General features: G+C 46.4%; 20 protein-coding genes. All 20 read left to right on the top strand.

Annotated features, from left to right (window positions below):
• The first annotated feature begins 17 nt into the window (after positions 1-17).
• A complete protein-coding gene (fliJ, locus tag ACTRWI_RS15685; protein ID WP_008218280.1) occupies positions 18-455 on the top strand; it encodes a flagellar export protein FliJ in 438 nt (145 codons plus the stop codon).
• Positions 456-634: 179 nt separating this feature from the next.
• Positions 635-2,779, top strand: a complete 2,145-nt coding sequence (locus ACTRWI_RS15680) for a flagellar hook-length control protein FliK (protein ID WP_499132662.1) — start codon at positions 635-637, stop codon at positions 2,777-2,779.
• Between the two features lie 93 nt (positions 2,780-2,872).
• Positions 2,873-3,361: a flagellar basal body-associated protein FliL gene (gene fliL / locus ACTRWI_RS15675; protein ID WP_499132661.1), complete on the top strand. Its 489-nt coding sequence runs from the start codon at positions 2,873-2,875 to the stop codon at positions 3,359-3,361.
• Between the two features lie 7 nt (positions 3,362-3,368).
• Entirely contained in the window at positions 3,369-4,412 is a 1,044-nt protein-coding gene (gene fliM, locus ACTRWI_RS15670) for a flagellar motor switch protein FliM (RefSeq protein WP_499132660.1), read from the top strand.
• A 29-nt stretch (positions 4,413-4,441) separates the two neighbouring features.
• Complete coding sequence (gene fliN, locus ACTRWI_RS15665) at positions 4,442-4,852, top strand: flagellar motor switch protein FliN (protein ID WP_499132659.1); 411 nt, start codon at positions 4,442-4,444, stop codon at positions 4,850-4,852.
• On the top strand, positions 4,852-5,292 hold the full coding sequence (gene fliO / locus ACTRWI_RS15660) for a flagellar biosynthetic protein FliO (RefSeq protein ID WP_499132658.1): 441 nt from the start codon (positions 4,852-4,854) through the stop codon (positions 5,290-5,292). The genes fliN and fliO overlap by 1 nt, the downstream gene beginning before the upstream one ends.
• 211 nt (positions 5,293-5,503) lie before the next feature.
• Complete coding sequence (gene fliP, locus ACTRWI_RS15655; protein WP_499132677.1) at positions 5,504-6,208, top strand: flagellar type III secretion system pore protein FliP; 705 nt, start codon at positions 5,504-5,506, stop codon at positions 6,206-6,208.
• A gap of 12 nt (positions 6,209-6,220) precedes the next feature.
• Complete coding sequence (gene fliQ / locus ACTRWI_RS15650; protein ID WP_004739854.1) at positions 6,221-6,490, top strand: flagellar biosynthesis protein FliQ; 270 nt, start codon at positions 6,221-6,223, stop codon at positions 6,488-6,490.
• A 6-nt stretch (positions 6,491-6,496) separates the two neighbouring features.
• Entirely contained in the window at positions 6,497-7,279 is a 783-nt protein-coding gene (gene fliR, locus ACTRWI_RS15645; protein ID WP_004739855.1) for a flagellar biosynthetic protein FliR, read from the top strand.
• Between the two features lie 9 nt (positions 7,280-7,288).
• Positions 7,289-8,419 carry a flagellar biosynthesis protein FlhB gene (gene flhB, locus ACTRWI_RS15640; protein WP_499132655.1) on the top strand — a complete coding sequence of 377 codons (1,131 nt, stop codon included), beginning with the start codon at positions 7,289-7,291 and terminating at the stop codon, positions 8,417-8,419.
• Between the two features lie 307 nt (positions 8,420-8,726).
• On the top strand, positions 8,727-10,772 hold the full coding sequence (gene flhA, locus ACTRWI_RS15635) for a flagellar biosynthesis protein FlhA (RefSeq protein WP_499132676.1): 2,046 nt from the start codon (positions 8,727-8,729) through the stop codon (positions 10,770-10,772).
• A gap of 27 nt (positions 10,773-10,799) precedes the next feature.
• Positions 10,800-12,311, top strand: a complete 1,512-nt coding sequence (flhF, locus tag ACTRWI_RS15630) for a flagellar biosynthesis GTPase FlhF (RefSeq protein WP_499132654.1) — start codon at positions 10,800-10,802, stop codon at positions 12,309-12,311.
• A gap of 25 nt (positions 12,312-12,336) precedes the next feature.
• Positions 12,337-13,212, top strand: coding sequence for a MinD/ParA family protein (locus ACTRWI_RS15625; RefSeq protein ID WP_004739859.1), 876 nt, complete (start codon positions 12,337-12,339; stop codon positions 13,210-13,212).
• Positions 13,205-13,939: an RNA polymerase sigma factor FliA gene (locus ACTRWI_RS15620; protein WP_004739861.1), complete on the top strand. Its 735-nt coding sequence runs from the start codon at positions 13,205-13,207 to the stop codon at positions 13,937-13,939. The genes ACTRWI_RS15625 and ACTRWI_RS15620 overlap by 8 nt, the downstream gene beginning before the upstream one ends.
• A gap of 31 nt (positions 13,940-13,970) precedes the next feature.
• Positions 13,971-14,351 carry a chemotaxis response regulator CheY gene (cheY, locus tag ACTRWI_RS15615; RefSeq protein ID WP_004739863.1) on the top strand — a complete coding sequence of 127 codons (381 nt, stop codon included), beginning with the start codon at positions 13,971-13,973 and terminating at the stop codon, positions 14,349-14,351.
• Positions 14,352-14,463: 112 nt separating this feature from the next.
• Positions 14,464-15,195 carry a protein phosphatase CheZ gene (locus ACTRWI_RS15610; RefSeq protein ID WP_499132653.1) on the top strand — a complete coding sequence of 244 codons (732 nt, stop codon included), beginning with the start codon at positions 14,464-14,466 and terminating at the stop codon, positions 15,193-15,195.
• Between the two features lie 9 nt (positions 15,196-15,204).
• On the top strand, positions 15,205-17,373 hold the full coding sequence (locus tag ACTRWI_RS15605; protein WP_499132652.1) for a chemotaxis protein CheA: 2,169 nt from the start codon (positions 15,205-15,207) through the stop codon (positions 17,371-17,373).
• Positions 17,374-17,386: 13 nt separating this feature from the next.
• Positions 17,387-18,502, top strand: coding sequence for a protein-glutamate methylesterase/protein-glutamine glutaminase (locus tag ACTRWI_RS15600; protein ID WP_499132651.1), 1,116 nt, complete (start codon positions 17,387-17,389; stop codon positions 18,500-18,502).
• A 10-nt stretch (positions 18,503-18,512) separates the two neighbouring features.
• Complete coding sequence (locus ACTRWI_RS15595) at positions 18,513-19,295, top strand: ParA family protein (protein WP_499132650.1); 783 nt, start codon at positions 18,513-18,515, stop codon at positions 19,293-19,295.
• The coding region (locus tag ACTRWI_RS15590; RefSeq protein WP_499132649.1) for a hypothetical protein at positions 19,282-19,465 on the top strand (184 nt) is incomplete at its 3' end. The genes ACTRWI_RS15595 and ACTRWI_RS15590, both read left to right, overlap by 14 nt.

Genomic DNA, 19,465 nt, shown 5'->3' with positions numbered 1-19,465 from the left:
GGTGATTAAGGTTAGTCATGGATAACGCATTAGAGTTTCTTCTCGACCAAGCAAAAGACCAAGAAAACCAAGCAGTATTAGCGCTCAACAAAGCGAATGCTGAGTTGCAAGGTTATTACGAACAGGTCGCACAGATTGAAAAGTATCGACTAGATTATTGCCAGCAACTTGTTGATAGAGGCAAGGCTGGACTAACAGCCAGCCAATATGGGCATTTGAATCGCTTTTTAACTCAATTGGATGAAACGCTTTCTAAACAGCGAGAAGCGGAGCATCACTTTAAAAATCAGGTCGATAACTGCCAGAACTACTGGATGGAATTGCGTAAGAAGCGCAAATCCTACGAGTGGTTGATGGAAAAGAAGCAGAAAGAGAAAGCCAAACTGCAGGATCAAAGAGAACAAAAGCAAATGGATGAGTTTTCAACTTTGCTCTATAGCCGAAAGAAGATGTGATCCTGAGCCACGAATCCTAATGGCGTTATTAAGATGGTGATCAGCTGAGGTTTCTAGGCATGTTTCTTGCTCTATTTTATATAAAATTGCGCCTTGTGCCTGCTAAAGGTATGAAAGCATCCGACTTTCTTTTTGTTACCTGTTTATGGTGGCAAAGCTAGTAGATAGAGCTTGTATATATGAACGTTAGTCCTTCTTCAAATTCAGCGACCAATACAACGTCTTCGTTGTTGGATACCGGTTCTGCCGCTTCAAAGGTGGAGGAAACCGGTGACTCAAAAGGTTTCTTTGAATCTTTTAAAGAAGCGCTCGGCTTTGAAGAAAGTGGTAGCAAAGCAACGGTAAATGATGCAGGTAGCACTAAAAAATCTGATGCTAAACAAGAGTTTACGGGAAGTGAAGCTTCAGATGAAGCAAAGAAAACGAACTCAACAGCTGAGACTACAGATGAGTCAAGCCAAGCACAAAGTAAGCAAGTGGCCTCAGAAGTTGAGGGTGAGCAAGCCACAGATAAAACTCCTGTAAAGGCTGTCTCTAGCTCAGAGTCGCAACTGAAAGCGAATTCAGCCGATGATATAGCGACCGCTAACAAGGCGGGTGAGAAAGATGAGTTGCCTAACAACAACGGCTCTAAGGAGCAGATAGCTCAACCCCAAGGTCAAGCTTCATCAGCGGTAAACGAATCGACCCAAGCATCGCAAGCGGCGGCTGCGATGAATGAAGGAAACAAGTTATTAGGCCAGTTGGATGAGGCAAATAAAACGCTGAATCAGACGCCGAACGGCAAAGCCTTGCCACAGCAGTCTCAGTTAGAACAGGCTCTGTTGGATAAAGCTCAAGGTAATATTCCAGGAGCTTCTGTGGAAGGTTTCTCTGTTGAAGGTGACGTGGGTAAGAAACTACAGCAAACCAACGCAGCGAATCAAGGTAGCGCGCTAGAAGTGGACTCTGATATTGCTGTGCTTACTGGCGGTAAAGGCGTTTCCCAATTAACAGATGATGAAATTCGTCAGTTGATGGATAAAGGCGTTACTCCAGAGCAGGTTGAAGCAAGCATGCGCCGAGAGCTCAGCCAGAAAAATGCAGCACAAGCAGCAGTTGCTGGGCAAAGCCAAGAACTGTCTCCAGCGGATATTGAGTTGGCAAAACAGGTAGATGCACACACCAAAGCGCTCAATCAACTGAACGCTCAGATTGAGTCAAAACAGTCTGTTGTTGATGGTTTACTGCAGAAGCAGCAAAGTGGCGCAAGTTTGACAACAGATGAACAAGCGATGCTGGCTAATACGACCGCTGAGTTAGACGTTTTGGATAAACAACTCATAAACGTTCAGCAACAAGCAACGGCTTTATTGAGCCAAGCTTCGGGCGCAAACAATGCTTCTGCTGAGCCTGTTGCTATTGATTGGGATAATACAGATTCAAATGAAGCCTTAGCAGAGGCAGTTTCAACAGCAGCGGTTGCGACAGCTGCGCAGCAAACTACGGCACAAGCTGCAGCGCAATCGGGAAGTAATGCGGTTACCACCCATGCAGCGACGGATAAAGCAGCAATGTTGCACGCTAATAATACGCATGTAGCCCAACAGGCAGCTGCTCAACAAGCTAATGTCGCAGCACAACAGCCACAAGCTGCGTTGGATCCGGCGTTAACCGCGCAAGGTGTGGCGCTGAATGCTGCACCTGCCGCGACGAAAGCGGGTTCAACAGATATGTTACTTAAGGCCAATGCTGGTGCGGCTGCTCTTTCTGGCCTAGGCAAAGCCGGTGCTAAGGAAGATTCGAAAGACTCCACATTTGCTCAGCAGATTGCTTCTGCGGCTGGTGTACAAGGTGCAGCGAACGCAAGCTCAGCACCAACACGAGCCGAGATTCAAACCGCTCAACAGGCACCATTGCAGTTGACTAAAGAGCTAGCAAACGAACAGGTCGCTGAAAAAGTACAAATGATGATGTCTAAAAATCTTAAGAACTTAGACATTCGACTCGATCCACCAGAGCTGGGTCAGATGAAGATCCGCATGACCATGAATAATGACGTGGCGAACGTGCATTTTACGGTGAACAGCCAACAGGCGAGAGATGTGATTGAACAAACCTTACCTAGATTGAGAGAGATGCTTGCTCAACAGGGTATGCAGCTTGCCGATTCATCTGTTCAACAACAAAGTTCAGGTCAGGGGCAAGACAGATACAACAGTGGTGAGCAACAATCAGGCTCTAACCGCACAAATGATACCCAAGGTGATGAAAACCTTGATAGTGGTAGCAATCTTGAATTGAATGTCGCATCAAAGCGTGATGGAATTAGTTATTATGCCTAATCTCAGGCTGAGCACATTGAGTTAATAGATAGAACAGCTAGTTAATAGACAGAACCGTCAGTTAATCGAAAGAACAGGAAGTTAGAGCAAAGTATGGCAGAAGTACAAGATGCACCTAAAGGAAAAAGTAAGCTCCTTATTATCATTATAGCGGTCGTTGTTTTACTGCTTGGTATTGGTGGTGCGCTGTTCTTTTTCATAGGCTCCGATGATAGTGCCTCGGAATCTGAGTCTCAACCAGCTACTGCTGTGGTTGCAGCAGAGCCTGTTATGTATGTGAACATCCCTCAGCCCTTCTTATTTAATGTAACAGGCGATAAAAAAGATCGCCTAGTTCAGATAAAAGCACAGCTGATGGTGCGTGGTAGCAAAAATGAAGACCTGGCACGTTACCACTCTCCACTAGTAGAGAGCACACTGCTCGCAACGTTCGCTTCGGCAACGGTTGATCAACTTCGCTCACCAACAGGGCGAGTGGAACTGCGTGACAAAGCGACAGAAGATATTAAAGCAAGTCTGGCTCAAGCTGTTGGCCAGCCTGTGATTGAAAAAGTGTTATTCACTGACTTTGTAATTCAATAGGTAATTTGTGACCGATTTATTAAGCCAAGACGAAATTGATGCGCTGTTACACGGCGTTGATGATGTTGAAGAAGTTGAAGATGTCTTAGAGACCGACAATGACAGTGCGGTCAATTTTGACTTCTCTTCTCAAGATCGAATCGTCCGTGGTCGAATGCCGACCCTTGAACTTATTAACGAGCGTTTCGCACGTCATATGCGAATTAGCTTATTTAATATGTTGCGTAAAACGGCTGAAGTGTCGATCAACGGTGTACAGATGATGAAATTTGGTGAATACCAAAACACTCTGTACGTACCAACCAGTTTAAATATGGTGCGTTTCCGTCCGCTTAAAGGTACAGCGCTGATCACCATGGAAGCACGCCTGGTTTTCATCCTTGTAGAAAACTTCTTTGGTGGTGATGGTCGCTTCCACGCCAAGATTGAAGGTCGTGAATTTACGCCAACGGAAAGACGTATTATCCAGCTGCTGTTGAAGATTGTATTTGAAGATTACAAAGAAGCTTGGTCACCAGTAATGGGGGTTGAGTTTGAATACTTGGATTCTGAAGTAAACCCAAGTATGGCGAACATTGTGAGCCCAACCGAAGTGATCGTTGTGAGCTCATTCCATATTGAAGTGGATGGTGGCGGTGGGGACTTCCACGTAGTCATGCCTTACTCTATGGTTGAGCCGATCCGTGAACTGCTTGATGCGGGTGTTCAATCAGACAAAATGGAAACGGATGTTCGTTGGAGCACGGCACTGCGTGATGAAATCATGGACGTGCCTGTTAACTTCCGCGTCAACCTTCTAGAGCAAGATATCTCACTACGTGACTTAATGGAGCTGCGCCCTGGTGATGTCATTCCAATGAACATGCCTGAGCACGCGACCATGTTTGTAGAAGAGTTACCGACCTACCGTGTAAAGATGGGGCGCTCGGGTGAAAAACTCGCGGTACAGATTTCTGAAAAAATTGAAAGACCTCATGTGGTCAAAACTGATCTCGCTTTCCTAGGCAAAGACTTAATGTCTGAACTAGAAAATAGCGATGATAACGAATAGCAAAATAGATAAAAGTATAGGAATTGGTAATGGAACCTAGTGAAGATCAAAAGCTAGCAGACGAATGGGCCGCAGCGCTTGGTGAAGACCCTTCTGTACCGTCAATTGATGTTGACGATGTGCTTGCGGCACCACTTGATGAGCTAACTGATTCATCGTCTCCGATTTCTGAAGACGAGCGCCGCAAACTGGATACCATCATGGATATTCCAGTCACCATTTCTATGGAAGTTGGCCGCTCTCAGATCAGTATCCGTAACCTTCTGCAATTGAACCAAGGTTCGGTTGTAGAGTTAGACCGTATTGCTGGTGAGTCACTGGATGTGATGGTTAATGGTACTCTGATCGCTCACGGTGAAGTGGTTGTTGTGAACGATAAATTTGGTATTCGTTTGACCGATGTAATTAGCCAAACAGAACGTATTAAGAAGCTACGTTAATGCGCTTATCGTCTCTAAGGTTGACGAACTTTGCTCAAGGGTTGAAGAGCTTATCTCGAGTAATAGTCGGAATGGGGCTACTCTCAATTCCTTCTGTTGCCCTTGCAGCAACGCCACCTTCTCTTGATTTAGCGACCACTTTTGGGTCGCTAATTTTCGTTATAGCCTTCATCTTATTTATTGCTTGGTTGCTTAAGCGCATGCAAGTGCCAGCGATGTCTAATCAACAAGGCTTGGCGATTGTTAGACAAATCCCTGTGGGCACAAAAGAGCGTATCGCTATTGTGCAAGCGGGCGATGAACAGTTCTTAGTGGGTATTACCACTCAATCTATTCAGCTGATCTCCAAGCTTGATAAACCTCTTACTCAGGAGATGCTGGAAAAAAGTACATTCTCAAGTCAGCTTTCCCAGCTCATGAAAAAAGATGCAAACAAATAATGGACTCTTGAACTCATCTGACTTTTACCAAACCGGAGCTTTCCGTGCGGTGAACGTGCTGCTGGTTCAGTTTACTCTTTTCTGTACCCTTTTGTTTAGTGTGTCGGTATTTGCACAGGCTGAAAACGGCACTGTTATTCCAGCCAACACCGCGGGCTCAGAGTCGGTCACCATCAGCACGATGGAACAAGACCAAGCCAAATCGACCACCATGACTACTGGCAGCTTGACAGGTAACGGGGGCGGCATACCTGCTTTCACCATGACGACCAATGCGAACGGTGGTGAAGACTACTCGATCAACCTGCAAATTCTTGCGTTGATGACCATGCTTGGCTTCTTGCCGGCAATGGTTATTTTAATGACTTCGTTCACCCGTATTGTGGTGGTGATGTCCATCCTGCGTCAGGCAATGGGTCTGCAACAAACACCATCGAACCAAGTTATCATCGGTATCGCGATATTCTTGACTTTCTTCATCATGTCACCGGTGATCAATCAGGTGAATGAGCAAGCGGTTCAACCTTATTTGAATGAGCAGATCACCGCACGACAAGCATTTGATGTTGCCCAAGAGCCGATTAAATTATTCATGCTAAAACAGACCCGAGTCAAGGACTTAGAGACTTTTGTTGAGATCTCAGGTTCGGAAGTGACCAATCCTGAAGACGTTTCAATGGCAGTGTTGATTCCTGCGTTTATCACCTCTGAACTCAAAACCGCGTTCCAGATTGGCTTTATGCTGTTCTTGCCGTTTTTGATCATCGACTTGGTGGTGGCGTCGGTATTGATGGCGATGGGTATGATGATGTTGTCACCCATGATCGTATCGCTGCCGTTTAAGCTGATGCTGTTCGTTCTTGTTGATGGTTGGAACCTGATACTCTCTACACTCGCCGGCAGCTTTGCCTTGTAGCTGGGGGACATCGTGAATCCTGAAATATTCGTAGAGTTGTTCCGAGACGCACTTTGGATGGTGTTAATCATGGTTTGCGCCATCATTATTCCCAGCTTGCTTATTGGTTTGGTCGTAGCTATTTTCCAAGCAGCGACCTCTATCAACGAACAAACATTGAGTTTCCTGCCGCGTTTGATCGTGACTTTATTGGCCTTGATGCTGTTTGCGCACTGGATGACTCAGATGATGATGGAGTTCTTTTTTGAACTCATTGAACGTTTACCTCAAGTTCTGTATTAAACCGATATGGAATACCCAACGAGCCTTGTACTAGAGTGGTTAGCCAATTATTTTTGGCCTTACACTCGCATCTCAGCCATGCTGATGGTGATGACGGTTACCGGCGCACGCTTTGTGTCGCCGCGCATTCGTCTGTATTTAGGGTTGGCGATTACCTTCGCAGTAATGCCTGCGATTCCCGCAGTTCCCAAAGAGATTGAACTGCTCTCTTTCCAAGGCTTCCTGACTGTCTTCGAGCAAATTGTGATTGGTGTGGCGATGGGCTTTGTCACTCAGTTTATGATTCAAACCTTTGTTATGCTCGGTCAAATCCTTGGTATGCAATCGAGCTTGGGTTTTGCTTCTATGGTCGACCCGGCAAACGGTCAGAACACGCCTGTATTGGGTCAGCTCTTCATGCTACTTGCGACTATGTTCTTCTTGGCGACCGATGGTCACTTGAAGATGTTGCAGCTGGTGGTATTCAGTTTTAAAACTCTGCCGATTGGCAGTGGCTCTCTGACCTCGGTCGATTTTCGAGAGCTGGCATTATGGCTCGGCATCATGTTCAAAGCGGCATTGGCTATGTCGCTGTCGGGAATTATCGCGCTGCTGACGATAAACCTGTCATTCGGTGTAATGACACGTGCCGCGCCTCAGCTGAATATCTTTTCTTTGGGTTTTGCCTTTGCGCTACTCGTGGGTCTGTTACTTTGTTGGTACATCCTTGGCGGCTTATATAGTCACTATGAGCTATTTTGGATGCAAGGCGAGCAACAGATATGTCGTCTCATCCGGTTAGATTGCTAGGAGACTGAAATGGCAGAGTCAGACGGTCAAGAACGCACAGAAGACGCCACGCCCAGACGCTTGCAACAGGCCAAAGAGAAAGGGCAGGTTGCAAGGTCAAAAGAGCTGGCGTCAGCATCGGTATTAATTGTCGGTGCCGTTGCACTCATGTGGTTTGGTGAATCGATAGCAAAGGCGCTGTTCGAGACCATGCAACGTCTGTTCTCTTTAAGCCGCGATGAAATCTTTGATACCAACAAATTACTGGAAATTGCTGGTGGTTCATTGGTGAACTTGCTGTTTCCGCTGTTCTTAATTCTGATAACCTTGTTTATTGCGGCTGTTATTGGCGCAGCAGGGGTTGGCGGGATTAACTTTTCGATGCAAGCTGCGATGCCAAAGGCGTCTAAGCTCAATCCTCTCAGTGGTATCAAGCGTATGTTTGGCCTGCATAGCTGGGTTGAACTGATTAAATCGATTTTGAAAGTGGCGCTGGTATCGGGGATGGCAGTTTATCTGATTCAGGCGTCTCAACATGACTTAATGCAGCTGAGCATGGATGTCTATCCACAGAATATCTTTCACGCCTTAGATATCTTGCTTAACTTCATTCTCCTAATCAGTTGTTCTTTGCTGATTGTGGTGGCCATCGATATTCCATTCCAGATCTGGCAACACGCCGATCAATTGAAGATGACCAAGCAAGAAGTGAAAGACGAATTCAAAGACACTGAAGGTAAGCCTGAAGTGAAAGGTCGAATTCGTATGTTGCAAAGGGAAGCCGCTCAGCGTCGTATGATGGCTGATGTACCTCAAGCGGACGTGATTGTCACCAACCCGGAGCACTTCTCGGTGGCGTTACGCTACAAGCAGAATCAAGATAAAGCGCCAGTTGTGGTTGCCAAAGGTGTTGACCATATGGCGATGAAGATCCGTGAAATCGCTCGAGAACATGATATCTATATTGTTCCTGCACCACCGCTAGCGAGGGCGCTCTATCACACAACTGAGCTCGAACAACAAATTCCTGACGGTCTGTTTACCGCTGTAGCTCAAGTGCTTGCATATGTGTTCCAGCTAAAACAGTATCGAAAACGTGGTGGTGAGAGGCCAAAACTGCAAGATTCTAATATGTCGATCCCACCTGATTTACGTCATTAGATCAATTACTTGAGCTCAGCCTTATGAAGCTTGATAATAGAGGCACTCATTAGCTTCTTTTTGCCAACAAAGCGCTGACAAATTGACGTTCGATATTGGTACAGTGTTTGCTATGTTAATCCCGAACATTATAAGCCGGTCATGGTAAACCTGATCTATAATAAACCTTGTTGCTGTTACGTTGGCAACATAGCTTAGCCCAAAGCCCGACTTGTTGGCGAGTGGCGACAACTTAGCGAAACTATCTAGATTTATGAAATTCTCCCTGCCTTTTGCGGACAAGCTACCAAAAATTCCTAACCGTGCCATGCCTGCGATTGGTGCGCCTGTTATGGTACTTGCCACGCTGGCGATGGTGGTGTTGCCGATTCCTGCGTTCTTGCTGGATATGTTTTTCACCTTCAACATTGCACTCGCTATGGTTGTGTTACTGGTATCGGTTTACACTCGAAGGCCTTTAGACTTCGCCGCTTTCCCGACCGTCCTTCTTATTGCAACTCTGCTTCGATTGGCTTTGAACGTTGCGTCTACTCGTGTGGTTCTACTGCACGGTCACGAAGGTGGCGATGCTGCGGGTAACGTGATTGAAGCTTTCGGTAACGTAGTTATCGGTGGTAACTATGCGGTTGGTTTAGTGGTGTTCTTGATCTTAATGATCATCAACTTCATGGTTGTTACCAAAGGTGCAGGCCGTATCTCGGAAGTAAGTGCGCGTTTTACCTTGGATGCGTTACCGGGTAAGCAAATGGCAATTGATGCCGATTTGAATGCGGGTTTGATCGATCAAGATCAGGCACGTCTGCGACGTTTTGAAGTAACCAAAGAGGCCGATTTCTACGGCTCGATGGATGGTGCTTCGAAGTTCGTTAAAGGTGATGCGATAGCGGGCATTTTGATCCTGTTCATCAATATCATTGGTGGCTTGAGCATCGGCATGGCTCAATTTGATTTAGGTTTCGGTGAAGCTATCGAAATCTATACTCTACTGACTATCGGTGATGGTCTGGTTGCACAAATTCCATCTTTATTACTGTCGATCGCTGCTGCGATGATGGTAACGCGTCAAAATACCGATGAAGACATGGGCCAACAGCTCATCTTCCAGATGTTCGACAATCCAAAAGCCTTGATGATCACTGCGGCCATTCTTGGCGTGATGGGGATTGTCCCTGGTATGCCACACTTCGCGTTTTTGAGCTTAGCTGCGGTTGCTGGTGGTGCGGCTTATTACATCGATAAGAAACAGAAAAAGAAGGCATTGGAGCCGAATCTCCCTGCGGCTGTTGAGGCTAGTGGAGAGACAGGTTCGCAAAAAGAGCTCTCTTGGGATGACGTACAACCTGTTGATATTATTGGCCTTGAGGTAGGCTATCGCTTGATTCCTCTGGTAGACAGAGACCAAGGCGGCGAACTACTAGAACGCGTTAAAGGTGTGCGTAAGAAGTTGTCTCAAGATTTCGGCTTCTTGATCCCAGCAGTGCACATTCGCGACAACTTAGAACTGACACCAAACAGCTACCGAATTACCTTGATGGGTGTTGCGGTGGGTGAGGCTGAGATAAAGCCGGATATGGAGCTCGCGATTAACCCAGGTCAAGTGTACGGGATGATCGAAGGTGAGCCGACTATCGATCCAGCATTTGGTCTAGAAGCGGTATGGATTCGTGAGGAACAACGTGAACACGCTCAGGCTCTCGGCTACACAGTGGTTGATTCGTCGACCGTGTTAGCAACCCACCTTAGCCAGCTGCTTACTAATAATGCGTCGCAGCTTATTGGTCATGAAGAGGTTCAGAACCTACTTGAGATGCTCAGTCGCTCAACACCTAAGTTGGTTGAAGGCTTTGTACCGGATCAACTGCAGCTTGGTGTGGTCGTGAAAGTGCTACAAAATCTGCTCAACGAAGCCATCCCAATCCGTGATATCCGAACCGTAGTCCAAACTTTGTCGGAGTACTCGAGCAAGAGTCAAGAACCTGACATATTAACAGCGGCAGTTCGTATCTCATTGAAACGACTAATTGTTCAGGAAATCAATGGGATAGAGCCAGAGTTGCCTGTAATAACCCTAATTCCTGAGTTGGAACAAATCTTGCATCAAACTATGCAGGCATCCGGCGGAGAATCTGCTGGTATTGAACCTGGTTTAGCGGAACGTTTACAGACCTCTCTTAGCCAAGCGACTCAAGAGCAAGAGCTGAAAGGTGAGCCTGCAGTGCTACTGACTTCAGGCGTGTTGCGTTCGACTCTAGCTAAATTCGTGAAGAACACGATCCCAAGTTTGAGAGTGCTGTCTTACCAAGAAATACCGGATGAAAAGCAGATACGTATAGTACAAGCTGTTGGTAATTAAGCCGCCTAATTAGAACGGACGATCGAATTGAAAATTAAACGATTTTTTGCAAAAGACATGCGAACTGCTCTGCTCCAAGTTAAAGAAGAACTTGGCTCGGATGCTGTGATCATGTCTAACAAAAAGGTCGCAGGTGGCGTGGAAATTGTTGCCGCTATTGATGGCGAATCTAGCCTGTCAGCAGAGAGCCCAAGAATCAACAAACCTCAGCAGCCTGCGCATAGCCAATATAGGCAAATAGCCGCTCCCTCATCTCCGGCAGGACGTCGCGAATTAGATGATGACAAGGTAAGCCTTCAGTCAAATTCTGAAGGTGGACGCTCAATGACTAAGCGCTTTGCAAACATGCTTAGGCAATACAGTCATGGTACGGACGATGAACCTCAGCACCGCGCTGAAAACGAAGACTCTCTGTCTGCGTTACTCAATCGCCAATCTAGCAATAGCCACTTGTCGCACAACAGCCAGCCATCGAGCGGTAGCCTAGATTCAGTATTTGCTCGCGAAACCGGTCTTTCTAAGTTGATTGCTGAAGATCGCCGAGTTGAGCGCCCTACGCCTCGCTTAGATCCGACTCGCTATGATCGCGGCCGTGACAGTGGTCAATCCAAAGGTTCTGATACTGAAATGGAAACGATGCGCGAAGAGATGACCTCAATTCGCCGTCTGTTAGAGCATCAAGTGTCAGGACTGATGTGGCAGGAGGTTGAACGTCGTGAACCGCTGAGAGCCATGCTTATCAAACGTCTGGAACGTATGGGCGTGTCTGCAGAGCTTGCTGATCAGATGGCTTGTTACATTCCAGAAGATACCAAACCAGCTCGTGCATGGAAGGCGTTGTTAGCCTTGGTTGCTGACCAGATCTCCGTGACACAAAAAGACATTTTAAAACGCGGCGGAATTGTGGCTCTACTTGGCCCAACTGGCGTGGGTAAAACGACGACGGTTGCAAAGCTTGCGGCTCGCGCTGCCATGGAATATGGCGCAGACAACGTAGCACTAGTGACAACGGATACATATCGCATAGGTGCACATGAGCAGTTATCGATTTATGGTCGAATTATGGGGTGTCCTGTAAGAGTTGCTAAAGATTCTAGCGAACTGGCCGATGTAATATACCAGTTACGTAATCGTCGCCTGATTCTGGTCGATACTGCAGGTATGGGACAACGAGATGTTCGCCTATCTGAGCAGTTAGACACATTGATGCAAGAGAGTGGTTCCGTTATCAATAGCTACCTTGTTTTGCCGGCTACAGCGCAACGCAAAGTACTACAAGAAACAATTGAACACTTTAGAAGAATCCCGTTGTCGGGATGCATCATGACTAAATTGGATGAATCCCTCAGTCTTGGTGAATTCATCAGTGTCGTAATACAAAATGCATTACCAGTTGCTTACATAGCAAATGGTCAACGAGTTCCTGAAGATATCGTTATAGCTCAACCAAAGTACATGATTGCTAAGGCAAATGAGCTATTAGAGAAATCTACAGAGAATGAACCTCATTACTGGAATAGCGATTCTGAAGGGCTCTAGGCGGCGGATAAATATGAATGAAAATATGATACACGATCAAGCTAGCGGCCTCCGTCGCTTAACCAAGCCTTCCATCACCAAAGTTATTGCGGTAACGGGCGGTAAAGGTGGCGTTGGTAAATCTAACGTGACGTTAGGCATGGCTATTTGTATGGCGCGCCAAGGTAAAAAAGTCATGGTGCTTGATGCCGACTTAGGCCTTGCAAACGTCGATATTATGCTGGGTATTCGCTCTAAGCGAAACCTTGGACATGTGTTAGCGGGTGAGTGTGAACTCAAAGATGCGATTGTTGAAGGTCCGCACGGAATTAAAATTATTCCAGCGACTTCAGGCACTCAGAGCATGACAGAGCTATCGCACGCACAACACGCTGGTTTGATTCGCGCATTTGGTACACTCGAAGACGAGATGGACATCTTGTTAGTAGATACCGCGGCTGGTATCTCGGACATGGTGATCAGTTTCTCAAGAGCCGCGCAAGATGTGGTGGTTGTGGTATGTGATGAACCTACCTCAATCACAGATGCATATGCGTTGATTAAGCTTTTGAGCAGAGAGCACCAAGTTCAGCGATTTAAAGTTGTCGCAAATATGGTCAGAAGCTACCGCGAAGGCCGAGAATTATTTGCAAAATTGACTTTGGTCACAGAGCGTTTCTTGAATGTGAGCCTTGAACTCGTAGCATGTATTCCTTTAGATGATAAAGTACGTCAATCAGTCAAGAGACAGAAAATCGTAGTCGACGCGTTTCCTCGCTCTCCTGCTGCATTGGCAATCAGCTCATTGGCAAATAAAGCATTGACCTGGCCAATACCAAAAACACCAAGTGGACACTTGGAGTTCTTTGTTGAAAGGCTGCTGAACCGTACTGAATTTGTAGAGGAACCATTTGGTGAATAAAGCGCTTACCTACGACCAACACGCTAATCACAATAGCCAACAGGCTTTTTTTGAGAAGTACTCTGTGTTGGTTAAACGTATCGCTCATCACTTGTTGGGGCGATTACCGCCTAATGTATTGGTTGATGACTTGATTCAAGCTGGCATGATCGGCTTGATTGAAGCGCAACAAAACTATGATGGTACCAAAGGCGCAAGCTTTGAGACGTATGCCGGTATTCGAATCCGTGGTGCAATGCTGGATGACATTCGCCGAGGAGATTGGGTACCGAGATCGGTTCATAAAAATAATCGAGAAATCAGCAGTGCAATTGCGGAATTAGAGAGCACTCTCAACCGCGACCCAAGCGATGCCGAAGTGGCAAAGCACATGGGACTTAGTTTAGAGCAGTATCATAGTGCTTTAACTGATATTAATTGCTCAAGACTGGTCGGGATCGAAGATTTAGGCGTCTCAGATGATGTAATATCTCCGAATGAAGACTCTCAAGATAACGCGCCTTTTCAAGGAGTTGCTGATGAGTCATTCCGCCAAGCTTTGATCGATTCAATAAAACAGCTTCCGGAAAGAGAAGGCCTAGTGCTTTCGCTTTATTACGACGAAGAACTCAATTTAAAAGAGATTGGGGAAGTATTAGGTGTCAGCGAATCACGTGTCAGCCAAATATTGAGCCAATCTATGCAGCGTTTACGCACTAAATTAAGTGCTTGGACACAGAACGACTAACAACACTGATTTTTATTCAGTGGAGGCTAATTTGAACAAAAACATGAAAATTCTCATTGTTGATGATTTTTCAACGATGCGCCGAATTGTTAAAAACCTACTTCGCGACCTAGGTTTCAACAACACACAAGAAGCAGACGATGGCTTGACCGCGTTACCTATGCTGAAAAAAGGCGAATTTGATTTCGTGGTAACTGACTGGAACATGCCGGGCATGCAAGGTATCGACCTGCTAAAACACATTCGTGCAGACGCTGAACTTAAGCACCTCCCAGTGCTAATGATCACAGCAGAAGCGAAGCGTGAGCAGATCATCGAAGCTGCGCAAGCGGGTGTAAATGGTTACATTGTGAAGCCTTTCACTGCCGCAACTCTTAAAGAGAAACTAGATAAGATTTTTGAGCGCTTATAAGCATTAAAAATAACCTGTTTTTAGGCGCTTCTAGAGAGACATTAACTTTTAGTTTCCCGTTTCTCTCAAACGTTGAAGCGTCACAAATATGCGGAGTAAGGCCGAACTCAGGATGATTTCATTAGAACAAGCAAAAAAATTAGTAGAACTGCTTGAAAACGATGAGCAGCAAGGTGCTGATTCTCTTGTTAGAAGCATTTATGAAGACAACTTTAGTCTTCAAGACAATCCAATGCTTCAAGAAATAGGTAGTCTGACTCGCGACCTCCATGACTCTTTGACACAATTCAACTTTGACGAGCGCATTAGCGTTATCGCAAATGATGAAATCCCTGATGCAAGGGATCGCCTTCAGTATGTCATTGATAAAACGGAAGTTGCGGCAAATAAAACGATGGACGCTGTCGATCGCTGTATGCCAATCGCAGACAACCTACACGAGTGTTTACTTCAAGTAAGGCCTCAATGGAATGAACTGATGCATGGCCGCATTGAGCTGGCACAATTTAAAGCTTTATGTCACCGCATTGATGGATTGCTTGTCCAAGTAGAGGGCGATAGTACCGAACTACGTGGGCAACTGACTGAAATCTTGATGGCTCAGGATTTCCAAGATTTAACTGGGCAGATTATTAGCAAAGTTATTACCTTGGTGAATGAGGTTGAAGGGCGCTTGGTTGAGATTCTCACCGTATTTGGTGCGAATCAGATTGAGCCAACTCCAACATCAGAGAAGAAAGCATCGATTGCTCCAGAAGGACCAATCATGAATCCAGAAGAGCGCGAAGACGCTGTTGCTTCTCAAGATGAAGTCGACGATTTGTTATCCAGTCTTGGATTTTAAAGGTAACGTATGAGCTACGATTTAGACGAAGATATTCTTCAGGACTTTTTAGTCGAAGCAGGAGAGATCCTTGAACTTCTATCAGAGCAGCTGGTAGAGCTTGAGAATAACCCTGACGACAAAGACCTATTAAATGCTATTTTCCGTGGTTTCCATACAGTAAAAGGTGGTGCTGGTTTCCTAGCATTAACTGAGCTGGTGGATACTTGTCATGGTGCTGAGAATGTGTTCGACATTCTACGCAATGGCCAACGCAGCGTAACATCAGGTTTGATGGATACTATGCTGCAGGCTCTAGACACTGTTAATACACAGTTCCAAGCCGTGCAAGATCAGGAACCTTTAGTGCCAGCAGAACAAGCATTATTGGACGAACTTCACCGTCTCTGTAAGCCCGAATCAGCGGATGAAGTTGCACCAATAGAAGCGCCTGCACCTGTTATCTCTGAGCCTATCGCTGTTGAACCTGAACCGGTTGTCGAAAGTCCGAGCATCAGCGTCTCTTCAGTAGACGATATATCTGAAGATGAATTCGAGCGTTTGCTTGATGAACTTCATGGTAAAGGTGGTTCACCAACGTCATCTGCGGCACCAACACCGCCGCCAGCACCAGCTGCGCCACAACCTGTGGTTGATAGTGGTGATATCACTGATGACGAATTTGAAAAGTTATTGGACGAACTGCATGGTGCGGGTAACAGCCCGACAAGTGCGGGTTCGACGCCGCCTCCACCGCCAGCTCCTCCTGTTGCTCCAGTTTCGGCGATGTCTGAAGGTGATGACCTGATGACAGACGAAGAGTTTGAGAAGTTACTTGACCAATTACATGGTTCAGGTAACGGTCCATCGGCTGAAGAACTTGATGCTGCAACTAAGCCAGCAGAAGCGAAACCAGTGGCACCACAAGCTGCGCCTAAGCCGCAACCAGCTGCACCAGTAGCAGTTAAAGTTGAACCTACACCAAGTGCCCCTGCGAAAGCGCCTGCTAAAAAGCAACAAGCGGAAGCGACCGTTCGTGTAGATACCTCTACGCTGGATACCATTATGAACATGGTTGGCGAATTGGTATTGGTTCGAAACCGATTGGTTAGCCTTGGTTTAAATAGCAACGACGAAGAAATGTCGAAAGCTGTTTCTAACCTAGATGTTGTTACTGCAGACCTACAAGGTGCGGTAATGAAGACTCGTATGCAACCGATCAAGAAAGTATTTGGCCGCTTTCCTCGAGTTGTCCGTGACCTTGCTCGTAGCTTGAAAAAAGACATCGTTCTTGAGATGCGCGGTGAAGAAACGGACTTAGATAAAAACCTAGTAGAAGCACTTGCTGATCCACTAATTCACTTGGTGAGAAACTCAGTTGACCACGGTATTGAAATGCCGGAAGACCGAGTGATGGCGGGTAAATCAAGAACCGGTAAAGTGATTCTATCTGCCTCTCAAGAGGGCGACCACATTGAACTGGCTATCGTTGATGACGGTGGCGGTATGGACCCGGATAAGCTCCGCGCTATTGCGGTTAAACGTGGTCTGATGGATGAAGATGCTGCTTCTCGTTTATCAAATAAAGAGTGTTTCAATCTGATCTTCGCACCAGGCTTCTCAAGTAAAGAGCAGATCTCTGATATCTCTGGTCGCGGTGTAGGTATGGACGTTGTGAAAACAGCGATCAACACACTGAATGGCTCAATTGATATCGATTCTGAAATGGGACAAGGCACCAAAATTACGATCAAGGTTCCACTGACACTAGCGATCCTACCTACCTTGATGGTTGGTGTTTCTGGTCACCCATTTGCGCTGCCTTTGGCTTCGGTTAACGAGATTTTCCACCTAGATTTAAGCCGCACTAACGTGGTTGATGGCCAGTTGACCATCATCGTTCGAGATAAATCGATTCCATTGTTCTACTTGCAGAACTGGCTTGCACCGAAAGCTGGCGATGTTGAGCTACGTAAAGGACATGGTCATGTGGTTATCGTGCAACTAGGTAGCCAACGTGTTGGTTTTGTTGTTGATACGCTTATCGGTCAAGAAGAAGTGGTTATCAAGCCGCTTGATAAACTGTTGCAAGGTACGCCAGGCATGGCAGGTGCAACAATTACAAGTGATGGTCACATTGCATTGATTCTAGATGTGCCGGACTTGTTGAAGCAGTACGCGGCTGCGTCAAGAATTTAATTTAAGGATAAATATGGCGATTAAAGTATTAGTCGTTGATGATTCGAGTTTTTTTCGTCGTCGAGTAAGCGAGATCATCAATTCAGAGGCTCGCCTAGAAGTCATCGATGTTGCGGTAAATGGTAAGGAAGCGGTAGAGAAAGCGAAACAGCTAAGACCTGACGTCATTACCATGGATATTGAAATGCCTGTCATGGACGGTATTACTGCCGTTCGTGAAATTATGGCGGCGTCTCCAACGCCTATTTTGATGTTTTCATCGCTAACGCATGACGGTGCTAAAGCGACATTAGATGCTCTAGATGCTGGTGCTTTAGACTTCCTACCTAAGAAGTTCGAAGACATAGCACGTAACCGCGATGATGCCGTTGCGTTACTTCAACAGCGTGTGATTCAGATTGCGGCTAAACGTGCTTTTATGCGTCGTGCGCCAATTGCTCCGAGAGTGACAGCAGCTTCAACATCAACGCCATTGCGTCAACCGGTATCCAATGCAGCTCCAGCCGCTAGACATGCTGCTACAAGTGCTGCGAAGTTCAGAGCCTCGGGCAAAAAGTATCAACTAACCGCCATTGGCACATCGACTGGCGGCCCTGTTGCACTACAGAAAATTTTGACGCGCATCCCTGCGAACTACCCGCATCCGATTGTGCTAGTTCAGCATATGCCTGCGACTTTCACTGCGGCTTTTGCTAGTCGCTTGAACACCTTGTGTAAGATCGAGGTTCGCGAAGCTCAAGACGGAGACGTGTTGAAGCCTGGTGTTGCTTATCTTGCTCCGGGCGGTAAGCAGATGATGATTGATGGTCGTGCTGGTTCGGCTCGCCTAAGAATTATTGATGGCGGCGATCGCATGAACTACAAACCATGCGTCGATGTGACTTTCGGTTCTGCAGCTAAGATCTACGGCGACAAAGTGTTGTCTATGATACTGACTGGTATGGGCGCAGATGGTCGTGAAGGTTCACGCATGTTGAAAACTGCGGGCTCGACTGTCTGGGCGCAAGATGAAGATAGCTGTGTTGTATATGGTATGCCTCAAGCTGTAGCAAAAGCTGGCATTTCTACTGAAGACCTACCTCTGGACCGTATCGCGGATCGGATCTTGGTTGAAGTTGGGTTGGCTTAGGTAAATCGCGATGATTGTTTGGAGTGTTGCAAACCAAAAAGGTGGTGTTGGTAAAACAACCACGACAGTGACCCTAGCAGGCTTGCTTGCTCTAAAAGGGCACCGTGTGTTGTTGGTTGATACTGACCCACATGCATCACTGACCACCTATCTGGGTTACGACTCAGATACGGTGAAGTCTAGCTTGTTCGATCTGTTTCAGCTTAGTGAGTTTTCTGCGCAGACGGTAAGACCACTGACGTTACAAACCGAAGTAGAAGGCATCGATATCATTCCAGCACATATGTCACTGGCAACACTTGACCGTGTGATGGGAAATCGAAGTGGCATGGGGTTAATCTTGAAGCGTGCTTTAACGGCGTTGAAAGACGATTACGACTATGTGTTGATCGACTGCCCACCAATTCTTGGTGTTATGATGGTGAATGCCTTAGCGGCGAGTGATCGTATTTTGATTCCGGTACAGACCGAGTTTCTGGCAATGAAAGGCTTAGAGCGTATGATTCGCACGCTAACCATTATGCAGAAGTCTCGTAAAACACCGTTTAAGGTGACGATTGTCCCTACCATGTACGACAAACGAACCAAGGCATCGCTGCAAACTCTCACGCAGCTGAAAGATGATTATCCAAACCAAGTTTGGACATCAGCTGTACCGATTGATACCAAGTTCAGAGACGCAAGCTTAAAGCGCTTGCCTGCTTCTCACTTTGCATCGGGCAGCCGAGGTGTATTTGCTTATAAACAGCTGCTTATTTATCTCGAAAGGTTGGCGATAAATGAGCGAGAATAAAGATTCAACAATAGCGCGACCAGCTCTATCGAGTGAGCAAGCTCTAGATGATTACTTTACCGCGCTATTAGATGATGAAAGCTTTGAAACTGAAGAGTTTTTAGTTGACGCGTCTGATGATGAGTTACACTCTGAAGAGCCAGAGCCAGAGCCAGAGCCAGAGCCAGAGC

The organism is Pseudoalteromonas sp. G5_S1_14_S5, from assembly GCF_054968605.1.
Note: the sequence above shows the minus strand (reverse complement) of the source record. Positions and strands in the feature narration are given on the sequence as shown.

Coding starts and splice junctions, on each gene's coding strand:
- ACTRWI_RS15605 (WP_499132652.1), top strand. CDS start 15,205: ATGAGCTACGATTTAGACGAAGATATTCTTCAGGACTTTTTAGTCGAA.
- ACTRWI_RS15625 (WP_004739859.1), top strand. CDS start 12,337: ATGATACACGATCAAGCTAGCGGCCTCCGTCGCTTAACCAAGCCTTCC.
- fliJ (WP_008218280.1), top strand. CDS start 18: ATGGATAACGCATTAGAGTTTCTTCTCGACCAAGCAAAAGACCAAGAA.
- fliO (WP_499132658.1), top strand. CDS start 4,852: ATGCGCTTATCGTCTCTAAGGTTGACGAACTTTGCTCAAGGGTTGAAG.
- fliN (WP_499132659.1), top strand. CDS start 4,442: ATGGAACCTAGTGAAGATCAAAAGCTAGCAGACGAATGGGCCGCAGCG.
- flhA (WP_499132676.1), top strand. CDS start 8,727: ATGCCTGCGATTGGTGCGCCTGTTATGGTACTTGCCACGCTGGCGATG.
- ACTRWI_RS15610 (WP_499132653.1), top strand. CDS start 14,464: ATGATTTCATTAGAACAAGCAAAAAAATTAGTAGAACTGCTTGAAAAC.
- fliL (WP_499132661.1), top strand. CDS start 2,873: ATGGCAGAAGTACAAGATGCACCTAAAGGAAAAAGTAAGCTCCTTATT.
- fliP (WP_499132677.1), top strand. CDS start 5,504: ATGACTACTGGCAGCTTGACAGGTAACGGGGGCGGCATACCTGCTTTC.
- ACTRWI_RS15595 (WP_499132650.1), top strand. CDS start 18,513: ATGATTGTTTGGAGTGTTGCAAACCAAAAAGGTGGTGTTGGTAAAACA.
- fliR (WP_004739855.1), top strand. CDS start 6,497: ATGGAATACCCAACGAGCCTTGTACTAGAGTGGTTAGCCAATTATTTT.
- ACTRWI_RS15680 (WP_499132662.1), top strand. CDS start 635: ATGAACGTTAGTCCTTCTTCAAATTCAGCGACCAATACAACGTCTTCG.
- ACTRWI_RS15600 (WP_499132651.1), top strand. CDS start 17,387: ATGGCGATTAAAGTATTAGTCGTTGATGATTCGAGTTTTTTTCGTCGT.
- flhB (WP_499132655.1), top strand. CDS start 7,289: ATGGCAGAGTCAGACGGTCAAGAACGCACAGAAGACGCCACGCCCAGA.